Annotated in this window: 1 pseudogene (cut by a window edge); it reads right to left on the bottom strand. The window is 72.8% G+C overall.

What is annotated here, in order from left to right:
• Positions 1–17,412 (bottom strand): annotated as a pseudogene (locus tag ACIRQ7_RS18955) (hypothetical protein) (its annotated part extends 34,882 nt beyond the left edge of the window); the annotation flags it as partial.

The following is a 17,412-nucleotide window of genomic DNA, read 5'->3' as shown; positions in this document are numbered from 1 at the left end:
GGTGATGACCCTGCCCATCTGACTGCCACCGGCGCGCTCGGTGGCCTCACCTTCGGCGTGGCCGGTCGGGCGGGCCAGGGCCGGCTCGTAGTCGTGGAGATGGTCGACGCCGTAGTCGAGCCAGGCGGGCACGGACCCCGCCTGCCCCGAGGCGGCGCCGCCGTCGCCCAGTGCGGTGCCCTGTCCCGCCTCAGCCCATGCCATGGCGTCGGAGCCGTCACCCATCGTGACTTCGCTGGTGATCTCCGGGCCGGCGCCGAGCACCTCGCCGTCGGTGAACCGTGCGTGAAGGCCGACGTCCAGGTCCTCGGAGCCCAGGAACTGCTTGACGAAAGCGGGGGCCAGCGGCACCCAGGTGCGGTTGAGCAGCGGCATCGCCGAGGTCAACCACTCGTTGGAGGCACCTTCCCGGATCGTGTACGTCGCCGCCTGGCCGATCGTCCGGAAGTTCTCCGACGCGCCGAGCATGCGGGTCAACTCGAATATCCCGGCCACCACCTCCGGCACGGCCAGGGAGCCGTTGGCCTGCGCCTCCGGCGGCAGCGGCACCCCCTGGGCACTCCACTGCGCCAACGGCACGAGCGGTGCGGTCCCGGCTCCCACGGGCGGCAGTTCACGGGGCGGGCGCAGCCCGGCCAATGCCCTCAGGTCCGCCTCCGGGATCCGGAACAGCAGGTGCCTGTCGTCCTCGGCCGGCGTGCCGTCCGGGCCGACGGGCGGCGCGTCCAGATCGACGGAGGCGATCGGCCGTGCGTGGTTCGGCTCGCCCGTGCGGTGGAGATCCAGCCGCGCGGACAGCGGAATCCGGACGGTGACCATGCCGGCCTTGTCCGAGATGCTGGTCTTCACCGCGACCATCAGCGCATGGCGCACGGTGTCGGCGAACGTGTGCTCGGCGGCCGTCCCGCCGGCCGGGATCGCGGCGAGACCGCCCACGCTGTCGGAGACCGCGCCGTCGAACAGCGCCAGAGCGTCCAGCCCCGGTCCGTGGCCGTCCGTCGTGGTCGTCCCGCGGTCGAGCAGCGCCGTGGTCGAGAAGGCCAGCCCCCGGCCCGGCGCCGCCGGTCCCTCGACGGTGCCGTCCTGCCGGGTGAGCACCAATTGCGCCCAGTAGGCACGGCGGCCGCTGTGCTGGTCGAACAGCTCCACCGGCAGGGCACCGTCGGCCAGGCTGCTCAGCAGGCTCACGGCTCCGTCGAGCACCACGCCGAGCCGTTCGGTGTTGTACCGCGTGTCGTCCAGCAACCGTTCGGGCAGCAGGTCGACGGGGATCAGGTCCTTGGTGAGCTTGCCCGCTCGTGCGGCCAGCTTGTCGCGCAGCGCGGGGAGCAGCCGTGCGAAGTCGGGTGCGTGCACCACCTCGCCGAGGCCCAGGGGAGCGTCGGCCGCGAGGCGCAGCGCCGTGACGGGGGTGGTGCCGGCGGCGACGGCGGGGGCCGGTTCGACGGGGGTGCCGGCGGCGGGCTCGTCCAACGCGGCGCTTTCGTCAGCCGGTTCGGCGGCCGTGGCCGACGCGGTGACGGCGACCGGCTCCTGGTTCGCCGCGGTCCCGGCCACCTCTGTACCGGTCTCCGCGGTCCCGGCCGGCTCGGGCGCGCTCCCTGTGCGCGCCTTCACCCGCTCGTCGATCTGCGCGCCGAGGCCGACGGCGCGCGCCTGCTCCTCGGTCAGCAGCGCCGCGGCAGCCCCGGTCAGCAGCCGGCCGCCGGTCCTCAGCTTCGCCGGCAGCAGACCGACCCGGGCCTCGGCGGCCATGAGGACTTCGAGGTCGGCCTGGACGAGGACGATCCGCTCGTGGCTCCCGGTGGTGGCGATCCGCTCGACGGCGGCGAGCGACGTCAGGAACGACTGCTCGGACTTGCTGAAGCTGAAGCCGGGCGTCAGGCCGGAGAGGGCGAAGAGCTTCTCCGTGCTGCCCGCGCCGCCGGCCATCATGGACAGCTTGACGAACCGCCTGGCGTCCTTGGCTCCGGTCGCCTGGTGGCCCCCGCTGAGCCACTTCTCGGTGGCGGGCCCGTCGAGCACCTCCACGACGGACGGGTTGACCACGTGGAACCGGCTGCCGACCCCGCCTCGGAGCGTGCCCTGCCGACGTGCGAACTCCAGGCCGGGGACGACCCACGCGCCCTTGATGCCGCGCGGCAGTCCCGCCGGGAGCGTGTCGGTGCTGAACCGCTCCTCGATCCACGCCGCGGGCTCCAGGCCCGGCGTGGTGAACGCCTCGTCGCCACCGGCCGCGTCGGTCAGCAGCTCCTGTGCCAGTTCGCGGATCTCGCCACCGTCACCGACGATCTCCAGCGCCGCCCACTGCGTCAGCGGACGCTTCGCGGCGTCCGGGGCCGCCCATGCCGGGTCGTACAGGGTGTTGATGCCACGCAGGGCGGGCACCGGAAGGGGCCGCGCCGGTCCCGCGGTGAGCGGCAGCTGCCGCTGCGTCTGCTCCTCGCCCGCCACCTCGGCCTCGGAGTCGGGCCGGACCACGGGCCCGGCCGCGGGCTCGGCGAGAGTGAGAGCCGTCGGGCTGGTCAGCCGCACCGGCACCGGGTCGGTCTCCAGAGCGCGCACACCGTCGGCCGTCTCCGGGCCGGTGGCGGCGATCACGGTCACCTTCGGAGCCTGGCGTCCGGGCCGCCCGGGGGTGGTGTACCGCAGCCACGTCCTCGGGCGCTCGACGGAGGTGATCTCCACGTCGAAGGCGAGCGCGGCGTGGTAGCCGCTGGTGTCGTTGCTCCCGGCGGTCACCCAGGTGGCCTCCGTGTTGGGTCCCATCTGGCTGACACGGGACCGGCTGCCGCCCAGGGCGGCGGCGAAGGTCAGGTAGAGGTGCCCGGGAACCGGCTTGGCCGACACCGTCCCCAGCAGCGAGAGGCCACTCTGCCCGCCGCCGCCGCTCTGCGCCCCGCCTGCGAGCTTGGCGGTGCCACGCAGCGCCCAGTCCGCCAGTTGACCCTCGTACTCGGCCTTCGTGACCAGGCGGCCCTTGACGCGCACCTGCACGTACTCGTTGCTGGTCCAGCCCTTGCGACGCAACCGGACCGGCAGCCCGGTGGTGAACAGCTGCCCCTTGCGCGCGGCCATGCTGGACGGGGAGAGCGTGGTGGTGAGCGTGCGGTGGTTGTCCCGCATGCGTGCGTGGTCGGCGGCGTTCTGGAAGAAGCCCGAGGTGTTCGCCCCGCCGAAGCCCGGCAGGAAGTCAGCGAGCCTCGGATCCTGGGCGAACGCCGCCTCGATCTGCTCGACCAACTGCGCGGTGTCCACCTTGGACAGTGCCACGCTCGGGCTCAAGGCGCCGAGGAGCAGACTCCGCTCGTACCCGGGGTGGTTCAGGAACGGTGAGGGCGGTGTGGTGCCGCCCGGCAGCTTCAGCCCCAGCGCCACGGCTTCCTCAGGGCGCAGGCTCAGCCAGGCCGTGACGTCCTTGTACGCGGAGGCGGGGGTGAGCCCCGCACGCATCGCGCTGGACCGAGCACCGGTTCCCTCCGCAGAGATCCGGACCCGGGCCCGGTAGACCACCCGAGGGCCGGTGATCTGGGGCCCCGTCCTCCGGGTGGCGACCGTGTTCGAGGAGGACGTGCGGGAAGCGGCGGAGAGCACGCCGGGCCGCACGGCGACGCGGAACTGGGGGCCACCGTCCATCAGCCCGAAACCGATCGCCGGTCCGAACCCCACCTCGCCGCCGTAGTTGTCGCCGACGTCCAGCTTCCGCTGCCGGTCGGAGTGCCGCTCGTGCTGGGAGAACAGGTCGGCGACGGGGAACGCCGGAGCGATCCGGAGGATCTCGGCCTTGGCCCGGTAGCCGCCCCGCACGCTCCCGCCCTTGCTCACCAGTTCGTCGGAGTCCGTCCACCCTTCGAAGAGGGCGGGCAGATCCTGGGTGAGCTGCTGGATCGTGCCGGGGCGGGAGGCGGTCGCCCGCCCGGGGGCGCCGGGGGCGGTGAGCGCCGGGTGCGTGACCGAGCGGATGACGTCGAACAGGCCCTTGCCGCCCTGGAACTGGCCGCGGACGCCGGTGACCGTCAGCACGTCCAGCGAGTCGGCGAAGCGCACGGCGCGCTCGGTCTCCGCCGACAGCGGCTCCGAGTAGGGCGCGTTGTCCTGCCGTGTCCCCGCCGGGACGAGCAGGCGGAGCGGGACGCCCGCGGTCACCGATCCGTTCCGGCGGAAGATGTGCGGCCGGGGCTCCTTGGCCTGCTGCACCCGGACGGTGACCGTCACCCTGCGCGGCACGTCCACCGAACCGCCGAAACCGGTGAGCGCGCGGGCCCGCGCCGTGGTCTCCTGCGTGCCCGTGGTGCGCGCGGTCTGGCCGAACGACAGATTGATGCCTGCCGAGAAGCCGGCGAGCAGACCGGGGACCGGGGTCGGCACCACCGTGGTCGCGGCCAGCTTGACGGCCAGGCCCCGCTTCGAGGTGCTACTGCGCGCCGTGGCCGCGGACGTCTTGTGGGCGGTGAGGGTGTCCGGCCCCTTGCCCTGCTCTGCGTCGACCACGGCGATCAACGGCCGGGTTTCGCCGTACGCGCGGCGGATGCTGACGGTCACGTCGTGCCAGGCGTTGTTGCCCCGGACCTGGAAGGTGCGTCCGTCGCCGACGAACGAGCCGGTCTCGGCCGCCAGTGCGTCGGTGATCGGCTTGTGGTCGGCACCGGTGAGGGATTCCACCCGTTCACCGACCCAGTCGAGATTGTCCAGGCTGTGGAACCGGGCCAGGCCGGGCCCGTCCATCGACTCCAGGTAGGCGGGGAGCCGGAGGCGGGCCACCACGGTGGGCAGGGGATCGGTGGTGGCCGCCGTCGCAGCGGGCGCCGCCGGTTCGGCGGTCACCAGTGCCCCGGTGGCGGCTGCGTTGTGCGACCGGGCGTCGGACGCCGCACGAGTGGGCCCGTCGGCCGGTTCGGTCTTCCAACCGGTGTCCCCAGCGGTCTTCACCTGCTGGTGACCGGCGGGGGCGACGACGCTGTTGCGGAGGCCCGGCAGCGCCTCCTCGATCCGCCGGGGGGTGATGTCGAGCGCGAGGTCCGGGGCGGGGCGGGTGGACTTCGGGAAGCGGAACAGTCGCCGCAGCCGCGACGCCCACTTGGACCCGCGCGGGGTGGCGCTGTCCACCGACAGGACCGGCGCGGCGGGGACGTCCTCGACCGGCATCGTGGCGTCGAAGTCCTCCCTGAACCGCGACGTCCGCGAAGTCTGGCTGCCCGCCCGGTCCGACGGGATCTCGGCCGCGGACTCGTCCTCCTCGGGAATCGGGTCGAGGCTCCCGGTGAACCGCGCCCCCCGCGGGGTCTGCCCGACCGCCTCGTCCGACGCAGCCTCGTCCGCAAGCGCGCTCTCCGCGTCCAGTGTGAGGCGGAGCAGCTCGTCGAGGCTCGGCTCCTCCCGCAACGGCTGACCGACCGCTTCGTCCGACGGGGACCGCGTGGAAGCCACACCCTCGTCGGTCTCCGCTGCCGTCTCGACCGACGCAGCCTCGGCCGCGGGCGCGCCCTCCTCGGCCACGGCGAGGTCGAACTGCTCCCCGATGTCCGAGGTCTGCGGGGTCTGACTGTCCGCCTTGCTCGATGCCGCCTCGGTCGCAAGCGCCTCCTCCGCGGCAAGCGTGAGGCGGAGCAGCTCATCCAGCTCCTCGCGCGGGGGCCGGCCGGCGGCCTCAGCCGTCGACGTTCCGCTCGTGGACACGCCCTCGTCGGGGGCCTCCGAGAAGATCTCCGCAACGGCTTCCGAGAGACCGCCGGAGGCGCCCCTCTCCGTACCCGGATCGTCGATCGGTACGTCCCACACGACGCGCCACGGAATCTTGACCGGGGGCGCTCCGGAGGCCGACTCCTCCGGAACCATCTCCAAACCCGCCTGCTGGACGCCGCCGTTGAGCTGCCCGTAGCGCGGCGGCAGCACGCGCAGCGTGTACGTCGGCGCGGTGGGGTCCACCGGCACCGGGTCCTCCGACACCGGAGGCACGGAGAAGTCGAACACCCCGTTGCCCGCGTGCAGCATGCCGCCCCGGTCGTGGACGAAGTCGTTCCCGGACCGCATCCACCCGTGTGCGTACAGCACCTGTCCATCGGGACGCGTGACGGCGCCCTCGGCGTCGATCTCGTACGTCTGCGCTGCCGGCCGGGAGGACGACGACGCCTGCGGATCCTCGGACCGGGAGGCCGACGTCTGCGTGACGACGAGGCGCCCGGCCTGCTCGCCGTCATGCCCACCGCTCACGTGGATCTCGGTGCGACTGCCGAGCTGCCCCGCCGGCGCGCCACCACGCGTCCTCGTCGGGGCACCGTCCACGATCGTCTGCGCGATCGCCTCGCCCTGAACACGCGTCGGCTGCTGAAGAATCCACACCGGCAACCCGGCGTGCAACCGCACCACCTGATCCCGCGACGGCGCATACTGCCCGCCCGGCAACAACCGACCCAGCTCCCGCCGGACATCCGGCATCAAGAACTCAAGATCCTGCCGGCTCAGCCGACCCGCCGGCGACACACGCGAACCCGGAGCCAGGTAGCGGCTGTCCCGCTGCCACCTCGCCGCCTCGACCTGAGCCGCCGCACCCGCATTCGGATTCCACTGAACAGCCAGCACATTCCCGTCACCGTCGAAGACGGTCACCTTGGAAACAAACTCCGGCCGAACACCCTTCCAGAAGGCAATCTCCTGCTGATTCGCATACGCATGCCGCGGAAGACTGCCCAGGAAATCGTAGCCACCCGGAGCATTGATCGTGTACCGATACGTGACACCGTTCGCCGTCGCCCACGCAGGACGAGCGCCGTCCTCCTCGAACGTGCCGTCACGTGTCGCACTCACCAACGCCGTGTCAATAAGCTCCGACTGGTAGAACTGGAGGCTCGTCGGGCGCCTGTTGTTGTGCGGTCGGAACCCCTCAGCAAAGATCGCCTCCGGCGAACGCCTGTCCCACCGGAACAACGGCTCCAAATCCGCACGATAAGCAACCCGGAACGACCCGCCCGCAAGTGGACCACTGCGCGCAACAACAATCTGATCCGGCCGCGGACCATACGCACTGCTACCGAAACCAACCGTGGGCTGCGGAGTGAAAGTGGTCTCCCGCGCGAACCGCGTGTACTCGTCCCGGAAATACTCCTCACCCGCCGGCTCCTCATCCGACGCCTCGTCGTAGTACTCACTCGATACCGACGGAGAACGCGAAAACGCAGGGCGACCCGACACCCCGGACGGACCCGCACCGGACGGGCCGAACAGACCCTCGCCCCACGGCCTGTACCCACCACGGGCCGGCGCGCCACCACGCGTCCTCGTCGGGGCACCGTCCACGATCGTCTGCGCGATCGCCTCGCCCTGAACACGCGTCGGCTGCTGAAGAATCCACGCCGGCAACCCGGCATGCAACCGCACCACCTGATCCCGCGACGGCGCATACTGCCCGCCCGGCAACAACCGACCCAGCTCCCGCCGGACATCCGGCATCAAGAACTCAAGATCCTGCCGGCTCAGCTCACCCGTCGGCGCAACCGACGGACCCGAACCAAAACCTCCCAGCTGAAGGTCCCGCTGCCACCTCGCCGCCTCGACCTGAGCCGCCGCATCCGCATTCGGATTCCACTGAATATCCAGCACATTCCCGTCACCGTCGAAGACGGTCACCTTGGAAACAAACTCCGGCCGAACACCCTTCCAGAAAGCAACTTCCTGCTGATTCGGATACGCATGCTTCGGAAGGCTGCCCAGGAAATCGTAGCCCCCCGGAGCATTGATCGTGTACCGATACGCAACACCGTTCGCCGTCACCCAATCAGGACGAGCGCCCTCCTCCGCGAACGTGCCATCACGCGTCGTACTGACCAACGCCGTCTCAATACGATCCACCTGATAGAAGCGCAGACTGATCGGACGCTTACCGTTATGCGAACGGAACCCCTCACCGAAAATCACCTCCGGCGGACGGTCATCCCACCGGAACAACGGCTCCACATCCGCACGATAAGCAACCCGGAACGACCCACCCGCAAGCTCACCTATTCGCGCGAGCGGAAGCTCCTCCGGCCGCGGCCCATACACGCTCTCACCGAAACCCACCATCGGCTGCGGAGTGAAAGTGGTCTCCCGCGCAAACCGCCGATACGCCTCCCCGAACGCCACCTCATCCGTCTGATTCTCATCATCCGACGAATACCACTCACTCGACACCGACGGCGGACGCGAAAACTCAGGACGCCCCGGCACCCCCGACGGACCCGCACCCGACGAATCGAACAGACCCTCGCCCCACGGCGCATACCCACCACCCGCCGGCGCACCACCACGCGTCCTCGTCGGGGCACCGTCCACGATCGTCTGCGCGATCGCCTCACCCCGCACACGCACCGAACGCCCACGGATATCGCCCGGCAGCCCGGCATTCAACCGCGCGACCTCGTCCCGCGACGGCCGGTACCCGCCCTTCCCCCCCAACCGAGCCAGCTCCTTGCGGACCTCCGGCATCAAGAGCTCCAGCTCCTGCCGCGCGGCGGTCCGGCCCGCCCCGAACGCGTCGCTGGTCGCCGCCTCCTTCGCGCCCCACGAGTCGGAGAGGGTGCGGGGCGCTCCCAGCTTGCGGGCGGTCACCCAGTCGCGGCGGAAGTCCCCGGCCATCTGCTCCTGCCGGTTCGCTGCGATCGGCCGGTCGCCGTGCAGTGTCGCGAACGCCCCGCCCGCGCTGCGCAGCGCGGCGCCCTCCGCCACCTCGAAGGCGAAGTGGTCGGGGAGGACGGAGGCCATGTCGCGCAGTTCGGCGCGCCACGGCCCGGACTTGGCCGACAGGCCCTGCGGCCGGGAGAGGGCGGGACCGACGAGCGAGCCGAAGGCGGTCCGTACGCGCGCGTCGTGGTCCGCGCGGACCCGCGCGACCTGCTCCGGGGTGAGGGGGTGCTGCGGGTGGTCCGCCTGCCAGGCGTCCAGCGCTTCGGCGAAGACACGGCCGCCCTGCTCCCGGCCCGCCTCCCAGGTGGCCACGCGGAGGATGCGGTGGTCCAGCTCCTGCTGCCCGGTCAGCTTCCCGAGGGCCTCGTGGAAGGGCCCCATCCGGTCCTTCAGGTCCTCGGTGCCGGCCGTGTCGCCGGGGAAGTGCTCGTCGTACAGGTCGAGGGTGTCGCGGACGAGGCTCCCCTGCACCGCGGCGCGGCCGTCGGCGGTCAGGGGGGCGTCGGCGAGGTCGCCGAAAGCGAGGTCCCGGCCCAGGGAGTGCTGCGGCTGCCAGGCGTCCAGCGCCTCGCCGGACCGGACGAGAGCCTCCTGCGCGAGACGTTCGCGGAGCGCCTGGTGGGCGACGCGCTCCGGCAGCCCGCCGAGCACCGTGTCGGCCTTCTGCCGCCAGTCGCCCAGGCGGTCGGTCTGCGTCTGCCGGGTGTCGTGCGGCGAGACGCCGTCGAAGGTGTCGCGGAACGCCACGTCGAGCGCGGACTGCGCCGAGGACCGCAGCAACTCCCAGCCCTGCGGGGAGAGCTGGAGGTCGCCCGGACCGAACCGCGGACGCCGCACCGCGTCGGCTCCGGCCTCCGGATTCCGCGGTGCCGTGTCCTCGAACGCGGCGAACAGGGCGTGGGCACCGGCGTCGAGGTGCTCCTGCGGCTGTGCCGCGATGTCGGTGAGGCGCTCGTCGAGGAGGAGCCGGGCCTCTTCGAAGGGGACGCGCGCGGCCAGCTCGCTCTTCGCCCGCCCGAACGCCTCGCGCCACAGCCGGGTACCGAGCCGCACCGTCTCCTGCGGGTCGGCGCGGAGGCCGGCGCCGGCGGGCAGCGCCTCGTCCACGGCGGCCGTGAGGCGCTGCTGGAGCAGGGGCCACACATGAGCCGCCGCGGCCGCGACGGCCGGGTCCTGCGCCGCGCCGTGCCCGGACGCGCCGATCCGGTCGAGGGCCTGCCGCCCGCGGTCCAGAACCGTCTGGCGCACGCCCTCACGGGTGAACGCGTCGGCCAGCCTCCCCAGCGAGTTCTGGGCGTTCCCGGCCTCGCTGAACACCTCTCCGGCGGGGTCGCGGAGAACGCCCTCGCGCACCTGGTCGTGCAGGTGCTCGGGGACCTGCCGCCCTTCCTCCCCCTGCGACCAGGTGGCGAAGGCGGTGTCGACGGCGTGCTGCTCGTCCTCGGAGGGCACGTACGGGTTCTCCGACGGTGCCGGCTCCCCGATCGTGCCGTGCTCGGCGGAGACCTGGGCGAGGGACGCCTCTTCGGCGGCGAACTCGTCGGCTGCCCTGCCCAGTTCGGTGTCGTACTTCCGGTAGAGCCGGATCTGCTCGGACTGCCAGGCCGCCTGGCGCCAGTCGTCGGCGTCGACGTGTGACGGGGCCGGTACCAGCTCGGGCCGGCGCCCGGTGGTGTCCTCGCTCCGCCAGGCCTCCGCCTGCGCGGCGGCCTGCTCTGCCAGCCGGGACTGCACATAGGCGCGGCGCAGCTCGTTCGTGCGAGCCGCCGTCCAGGACCGCGTCTCGGGCCGGGCCGGGGCCGTCCCACCCGGCTCCTGGACGGCCGCGAGTCGGTCGAACTCCCGGTGGGCGAGGTCGCGTTCCGCACCGGTCCGGTACATCGCGTCGAGCTGCCGTCGGAAGTCCGAGGCCAGAACCTCGCGGGCGCCCGGCCCCTGCCGGCGCAGCCCGTCGGTGAACTCCCGGAGGAGCCCCCGGCGCTCCCGCTGGTACCAGTCGGCCGTCCTCGGGTGCCAGGCGGGCAACGCGGTGTGGCGCTCGGCGATCTCCTGCAGGTCGTGGTCGAGGCGGCCGCCCGCCCTGGCCCGCGCCATGAGGTCGAGGGCGTTGCGGCGCAGGTCCCGCCGGAGGGCGTCCCGCTCGCCCTGGGGCCGATGCGCGGCGTCGCGCTGTCCCTGGGCCTGGGCCAGGTCGGGGGTGGGCCGGCCGGCGGTGTCCTGCCCCGCCGCCCTCCAGCGCTCGACGAAGTCCTGCTTCAGCGGGCGCACGTGGTCCCCGTACCAGGCGACCGCGTCGTGGTCCCCGATCCTGCTCCCCAGGGCGATGTCCGAGGCACCGTCACTGCCGAACGGCATGATGGCCGCCTCGAACACCGCGTGCGCCGCCTCGTCGGTGCGCCAGTCCTGGTACGCCTGCTCGTAGCGCGCCCGGAAGTCCTCGACGAGCCCGTCCAGCGGGCCGGTCCCGGCGTCCTGCTGTCCCTGGGCCGTGGCGACCAACGGCACCGCGGCGGCCGTGAAATCGGCCTCCAGCTGCTGGGCCTGCGGGGTCCCCTGGAACCACCACCCGCGGAAGGAGGTCTTCTGCTGCACCGCGGAGGCGACCTGCTCGAAGCCCTTCTGTGCCACCGCGTGAGCGGAGTGCTCCCGCTGTGCGTCCCCCAGCCGGTTGTCGAGCTGCTCGACCAGGTCGCCGGGGACGCCGCCCTGCTCCTCGCTCGTCCGCGCCGTGGCGTACCACTCGCGGACCCCGGCCACCTGGGGGGCGCCGGCGAGGCCGGGGTGAGCGCTCAGACGCTCCTCGAACTCCTGGTAAGCGGCGTCGCGTTGACCGGCCTCGGTACGCATGCCGCTCAGCGCGGCAGTGGTCTCGGTCCGGGCGGCGGACGGCGGCTCCTGCTGCTGCGCGGCCTCGACAGGCTGCAGGGTCTCCTGCTGCTGCGCGGCCTGGGCGGGCTGCTCGGGACGGGGCCCGTCGGTCAGCAACACCTCCGTGTCCGGGGACGCGGGGGCCGGTATCTCTTCTTCGAGCACGTCCTCGACCGTCGGCGGCCGGTAACCGTGCTCCGCCTGCTCCTCCTGGAGCGGCGCCTCCAGCAACGCGTCGATCACCGTGCCGGCGCCCTCCGACTCCGGCGCGGGCTCCCGCATCCCCCCGAACGCGGCCTCCTGCGCCTGCTCCAGCTGCCGCGTCACCTGCGCCGGATCGACACCGAACCCCTGGAGCTTCTGCTCAGCGTCCCTCAGCTCGTTGGCCGCCAGATGCGGCAGGAACGCCGCGCGCGTGCGCTGCCACGCCGCCGCCGCATCCCCCTGCCGCCGGACCTCTTCCTGGAAAAGCTGGACCTTCCTCGGGTTGTCCTCCGAAGCCTGCCGGTACTCCTGCCACGCCTGGACCCGCTCCTCCGCCGTACCCGACGTACCCGACCGCTCGACGATCCCCCTCTCGGTCTCGCTCAACTGCGGTGCGGCGACCGTCTCCTGCTCCTGAACCGGCGCGGGGGCGGAACCCTGCTCGGCAGCAGCCTCCTCCAGGGCGGAGTCCTGCTCGGGCCGGGGCTCGGGGCGCTGCCCCTCCTCGGGGCCGCGCGAGGCCCGCACACTCTCGCCGTGGGTGACCGCCGTGGTCCGGGGCGGCGCCGCGGGGCGCTCCTGCAGCTGCTGCGCCTGCAGACCGCCCTCCGGGGCGTCCTGGCCCGAGCGCTCCCCGCCGCCCGTGGCCGTGGGACGGTCGCCGGCCGCCGGAGCGACCTGAGGCCCCTCGCCCATGGGTGCGTCGACGCCCTCCGCGCCGCTCTCCGGTGCCGGGGTCCGCCCCGACTCCGGCTCGCGCGGCGGGGCGGGGGTGTCGCCGGTCGCCGGGCCCGCGTCCGCGCCGCCCGAGGGCCGCTGCTCGGGGGTGGGCAGCGACTCCAGCGTGGAGCCGAACGCGTCGCCGCCGGCCTTCTCGTGCTCCAGCCACGCCTTGATGTTGTGCTCTTGCTCGTACGGCTTGAACAGGCGGTCGTATTCCTCGATCGTCCCCGCGCGGTAGTCGTCGCCGGTGAACTCGGCGACCTTCTCGTCCAGCGGGCGCTCGGGCTCCCAGTCGTGCCGCAGCGGGTGGTAGGCCTCGGCGGCGCGCTCCAGTTGCTCCCGCAACGCGACCTCGTGGTCGAAGCGCGCCTCCAGCGTGTCGTTGATCTTCGCGAGGTGCTCGTCATAGGGCCGCGCGGGACGCGACGCGTCGCCGTCCCACCGGTCGAGCTTGATCCCGCGAAAGTCCGGACCCCGGAAGCCGTGGCCCGCGGTGTTCTGGAAGAAGTGCTCTTCCACCGCCTTCTCATTGAGGCCCCGCAGCTCCGTGGACAGCCGCTCCCGGGCGTCCTCCGGCAGGTCGCGGAAGCCGAAGGCATCGTCCTCGTACTTCTGGAACTCCTCCTGGAGGCGCTCCTGCAGCCGCGCGTTGGTGATCTGGCGGAACTCCGCGTGCCCGACGCGGGCCTCCAGGGCCCGCATCTGCATGTCGACGTGCTCGCGCCACTCCCGCCCGAACGTCGCCGCCCTGCGCAGGGCCGCCGGATCGATGCCACCGTCGACATCGGCCCGCGCACGCCCGGTCTGGTAGTACCGGTGCAGGTCCTCGTTCAGCTCCTGGCGCATCCGCGCCTGGTTCGCCTCGTCCAGGATCGAGGAGACCTTGTCCGTCGGCAGGTTCGCGGGCTCCTCGGCCGGCGCCTGCCTCGCCTCGCCCTCGGGCCGTGCCGGCGCGGGAGCCGGGGCAGTGTCCGGCCCCGTCGCCGTGCCCTGCGGTCCGTCGCCATCCAGCTCCCCGCCGTGTACCGGGTCGCGGTCGGCGAAGTGCCCGACGCCACGCGTCGCGATGTCGGTGGGAGCGCCGTAGGCGTCGTCGATCTCGTTCTCCGGCGCCAGCCTCCAGTCGACCAGCCCGTTGATCTTCTCCACCTCACCGGTGGCGTCCCACAGCGACGCCAACCGCTTCGGCAGATCCTCGACCAGCGCGCCGGCCTGTCTTTCGATCAGGCGGCCACGAGCCTCCACGTCATCCGGGAACGCCTCGTGCGCACGGTCGACGATCCCCCGCACCTTCGCGAAGTGGTCCGCACGCAGGTGCGACAGCGAGGTGGGCACATACCCGTCGTCACCGGGGCGTGGGCGACCGTTGTCCGCGTCGTACGTCGGATCCTTGAAATGCTCCGTCTCGTAGTGCTCGATGTTCGTGGAAACGTCCTCGGACTCGCGCAGGAAGTCTTCGTCACCGAGGTCGTCGCGCTCCCTGAACGCCTGGACCGCACGGTCCAACTCCTGGTCCATGATCGTCAGTTCACGATGACGCGCGGCGGCGGTGGCGAAGTACTGGTCGGAGCGGTCGGCGATCTCCTGGTAGCTGCGCTCCCAGTCCGCCCGGTCGAGGCCGCCCTCGCCCCTGGCGTTCCACTCGTTCTTGAACCTCTCCAGGACCGCCGTGTGGAAGTCCCGCTCGGCCTGGGCGTAACCGACACTGTCCTTCGGCAGCCCCCGGCCACCGAACAGGTCCTTGTGCGCGAAGTTCTGGTAACCGGAGTCCAGAGCACGAGCACGATTGTTGTCGCGCTCGAACTCCAGCAACCGCGCGGTGCGTTCATCCCGGTCGGTCTGGAAGGCCCGCCAGCGCTCCCCCCGTGCGATGCTCTCCGCCAACGGATCCACGACAAGATCCGTCGACTCGTGCGACGCCCCCTGCGGCCTCTCGTGGGACGCCTCGTGCGGGGCGCCCCCGGCCGGCCGGTTGTCGGCCGTGGCGCGGGGAGTCGCCGCCCCGTCGGCGCCTGCCTCGTGGTCGCCGCTCTGCCGTGCCCCGGCCGCGCCGCCCGGCGCGTTCGTGGTGGCCGGCGTCTCGGGGGCCGGCCCCCGCTGACCGGCGGAGTCGACCGCGCCCGTCTCGGGCGCACTCGTCCTCGTGGTGCCCGGCGTCGGACCCTCGCCACTCACCGACGGCCGGTCTCCCGAGAGTCGGGGAGCCCCGGACCCGGTCACCGGACGCGACGCACCCGCACCCGCGGACGCCCCCCGCACCGGGGCCGGGCCCGGAACCTGAGTGCCGTCCACGGGCCGATCGCCCACAGGCGCAGCCGGCCCCTCCGCGGGCCGGACAGCCGGCCTGGTCGCCGAGAGGCGGCCGCTCCCCTCCACCGACCCTGACGGGCCGCCCGACCGCCCGAAGCCGGGGTAGGGACGGACCTCGTGGCTGCTGTTCGCGTGGGTGGTGTCCTCGGGCCCGCCGTCCCGGGTGGTCGCTCCGGCCCCCCTCGCGGGCGGCTCGGCGGACCGTGCCCCGGGGCCGGCGGGCGCCCCGCCCGCGAGCCCGACGGGCACGCCGCCTTCCTCCTGGTGCGTGCCCTGCGACGGGGGCCGGTCCGAGCCGACGTGGTCCACGGACTGCGAGGACGGCTCCTGGACGCCGCGGTCCGGAGCCTGCGGCCGGCCCGGCGCCTCCTGGTCCGTCCGTGCGCCCGCGGGCGCAGTGTGGTCCGAAGAGCCCGACGGCTGGTTCGGGACGCCCAGCTCCGGGCTCCCCGGCCGGTCCGTCCCGGTGTGCGCCGCACCGCCCTGGTCCGCGGAGCGCGCCGGCTGGTCCGTCACGCTCTGGGCCGGGCCGCCGCCCTGATCCGTCGGCCGCGCGGGCCGGTCCGCCACCGGCGCATCGTGGACCGGTCGCGAGCCCAGGTCGGGCCCGGTGTGACCCGCACCCTGCGGCGCGCTCTGGGCCGGGCCGTCGACCGGCCGCGCACTCTGCGGCCCACCCCCGACCGGCGCGTGCTGCCCCGGCCCCTGGGGCGCGGCCTCCACCGGCGCGTTCTGGTGCGGCGCCTGCGGCGCAGCCTCCACCGGCGTGCCCGCATGCTGCCCCGGTGCCTGGGGCGCTCCTTCGACCGGCGCGTGCTGCCCCGGCGCCTGCGGCTCGGCCGGCGTGCCCTGGTGGGAGGACGGCCCCGCGTCCACCACGCTCTGGTCCGGCCCGTGGTCCGTGCGCCCCGGCGTGACACTCTGCGCCCCGTCGTGGCCCTGCTGACTCACCCCGTGCGAAGGCGGCGAAGCCCCGGTGCCCTGGCCATCGCCCGTGGCAACGTTCTGCCCCGGCGAGGACGCGTGCTCCGAAGGCCCGCCGAGCGCAGTCGGATCCTGCCGGCCGACCGCCGGCGGCCTCGACTCCTCGAAACCCGGCAGAGCGGCGGGGCGCTCACCCTGCGAGGCCTCCACGTGCGGGCCGGAGCTCCGCAGGGACTCCGGGGCGCCCTGCCCGTCCAGCCACGACTCCACGCGGCTGCTGCCGGGCGCAGCGACCCCCTTCAGAGCCTTCGTGAACGGCGACTCCTCCGCAGGACCCTCGCCGGACGTCTCGGACACCCGCCGGGTGTTCGGCGCCACCTCGTCGCTGCCGACGCTGGAGACATCCCCCCGCGCGGACGCCCCCGCACCACTTCGAAGACTCGACACGCCCGACCCGCTCATCCGGTCCGCACCGGCCGACGACACCGACGGCGCCCCCCGGCTCCCCGTGGCAGAGGACCCGCCCGTCGCCGCCCGACCGGCACCCTCACCCGCCGTGGCAGACGCCCCGCCCGGCGCCGAAACGAACCCCTCCGAGGCCGGATACCCCGTCGGCATGCCCGCGCCCGCGGTGCCCGAGGCGGGCGCGTCCACGGAGAGGCGGTTGCCGGAGCCCGGGGCCACCGACGGAGAACCGCTGGAGCCGAACGCCGACGAGTCGTTGGTCGACGCACCACTCCCGCCACCCGGCGACCGGCTGCCACCGCCCGTCAGGGGCCCGTCGTTCGCCGGCGAAATACCGCCCTTGAAATCTCCCTTACCCGACCCGGCCCCCCAGTCAGGGAAATCAAGTTTCGGCGGATTGACGAGCTTGGGGATCCTGGTATTCACCGAGGATTCGTCGAACTTGGAATTGAACTTGGGCGATATCACCGACGGGATGTGGGCGATCGCGCCACCTACCGCACCCGCCAGGAAACCCAGCCCGATATTGCCGTCCATGTTGAACGCCGCATCGCTGGCCGCCATCCCCGCCGCGCCACCGATACCGCCCAGGGCCATCTTCCCCAGCAGCGTGCTCATGATCCTGCGCCCGGCCGCGCTGAGACCGGCGCCCCCGAACACACCACCGGTGATCCCACCGCTGATCGCACCCGACCCCGCAGCGATCCCCACCAGCGACCCGTCGATCTTGGCGCGGTGCCCCTGGTCCACCTGGATCTGCTGAAGAATCGCCGACAACGCGGCACCGACACCCGCGCCGACCGCGGCACCGATCAGCACGTTCCGCAGGATCGCCCAGATCGCCATGCGAACCCCGGCGAGGAGGGGCGCCACCCCCGACCCGAAGGTGAAATACATCAGGAGGGGAATCTCGACCGCGACCATGGCCATCATCGAGATGATCATGTACTTCGCGTACTCGATGTTCGTGGCGTAGTCGTCAAGCTGACCGGCCAGGCTCTCAGCCGCAGACGCAAGATTCCTGTTGTTCTTGATCTGCTTGCCCAGCATCGCCGCGAACTGCTCGGCCGTGGCACCCGTGACACCCTGTCGGAATTGCTGCAGCACGGTCTCGAGCTGGTCCGCGGCCGCATTCATGTCGTCGCGGAAGTCCCGGTGCTTCTGGGCGAGATCCCAGAGCTTGTCCTCGTCCGCCTCGGGCCACTCACCACCGACAAGGGCGGCGACCCATTTCAGCGCGTCCGGCATCTCCAAGCTCAT

Origin of the sequence: Streptomyces sp. NPDC101393, from assembly GCF_044767385.1 — a bacterium.
GTDB lineage: Bacteria > Actinomycetota > Actinomycetes > Streptomycetales > Streptomycetaceae > Streptomyces.
Note: the sequence above shows the minus strand (reverse complement) of the source record. Positions and strands in the feature narration are given on the sequence as shown.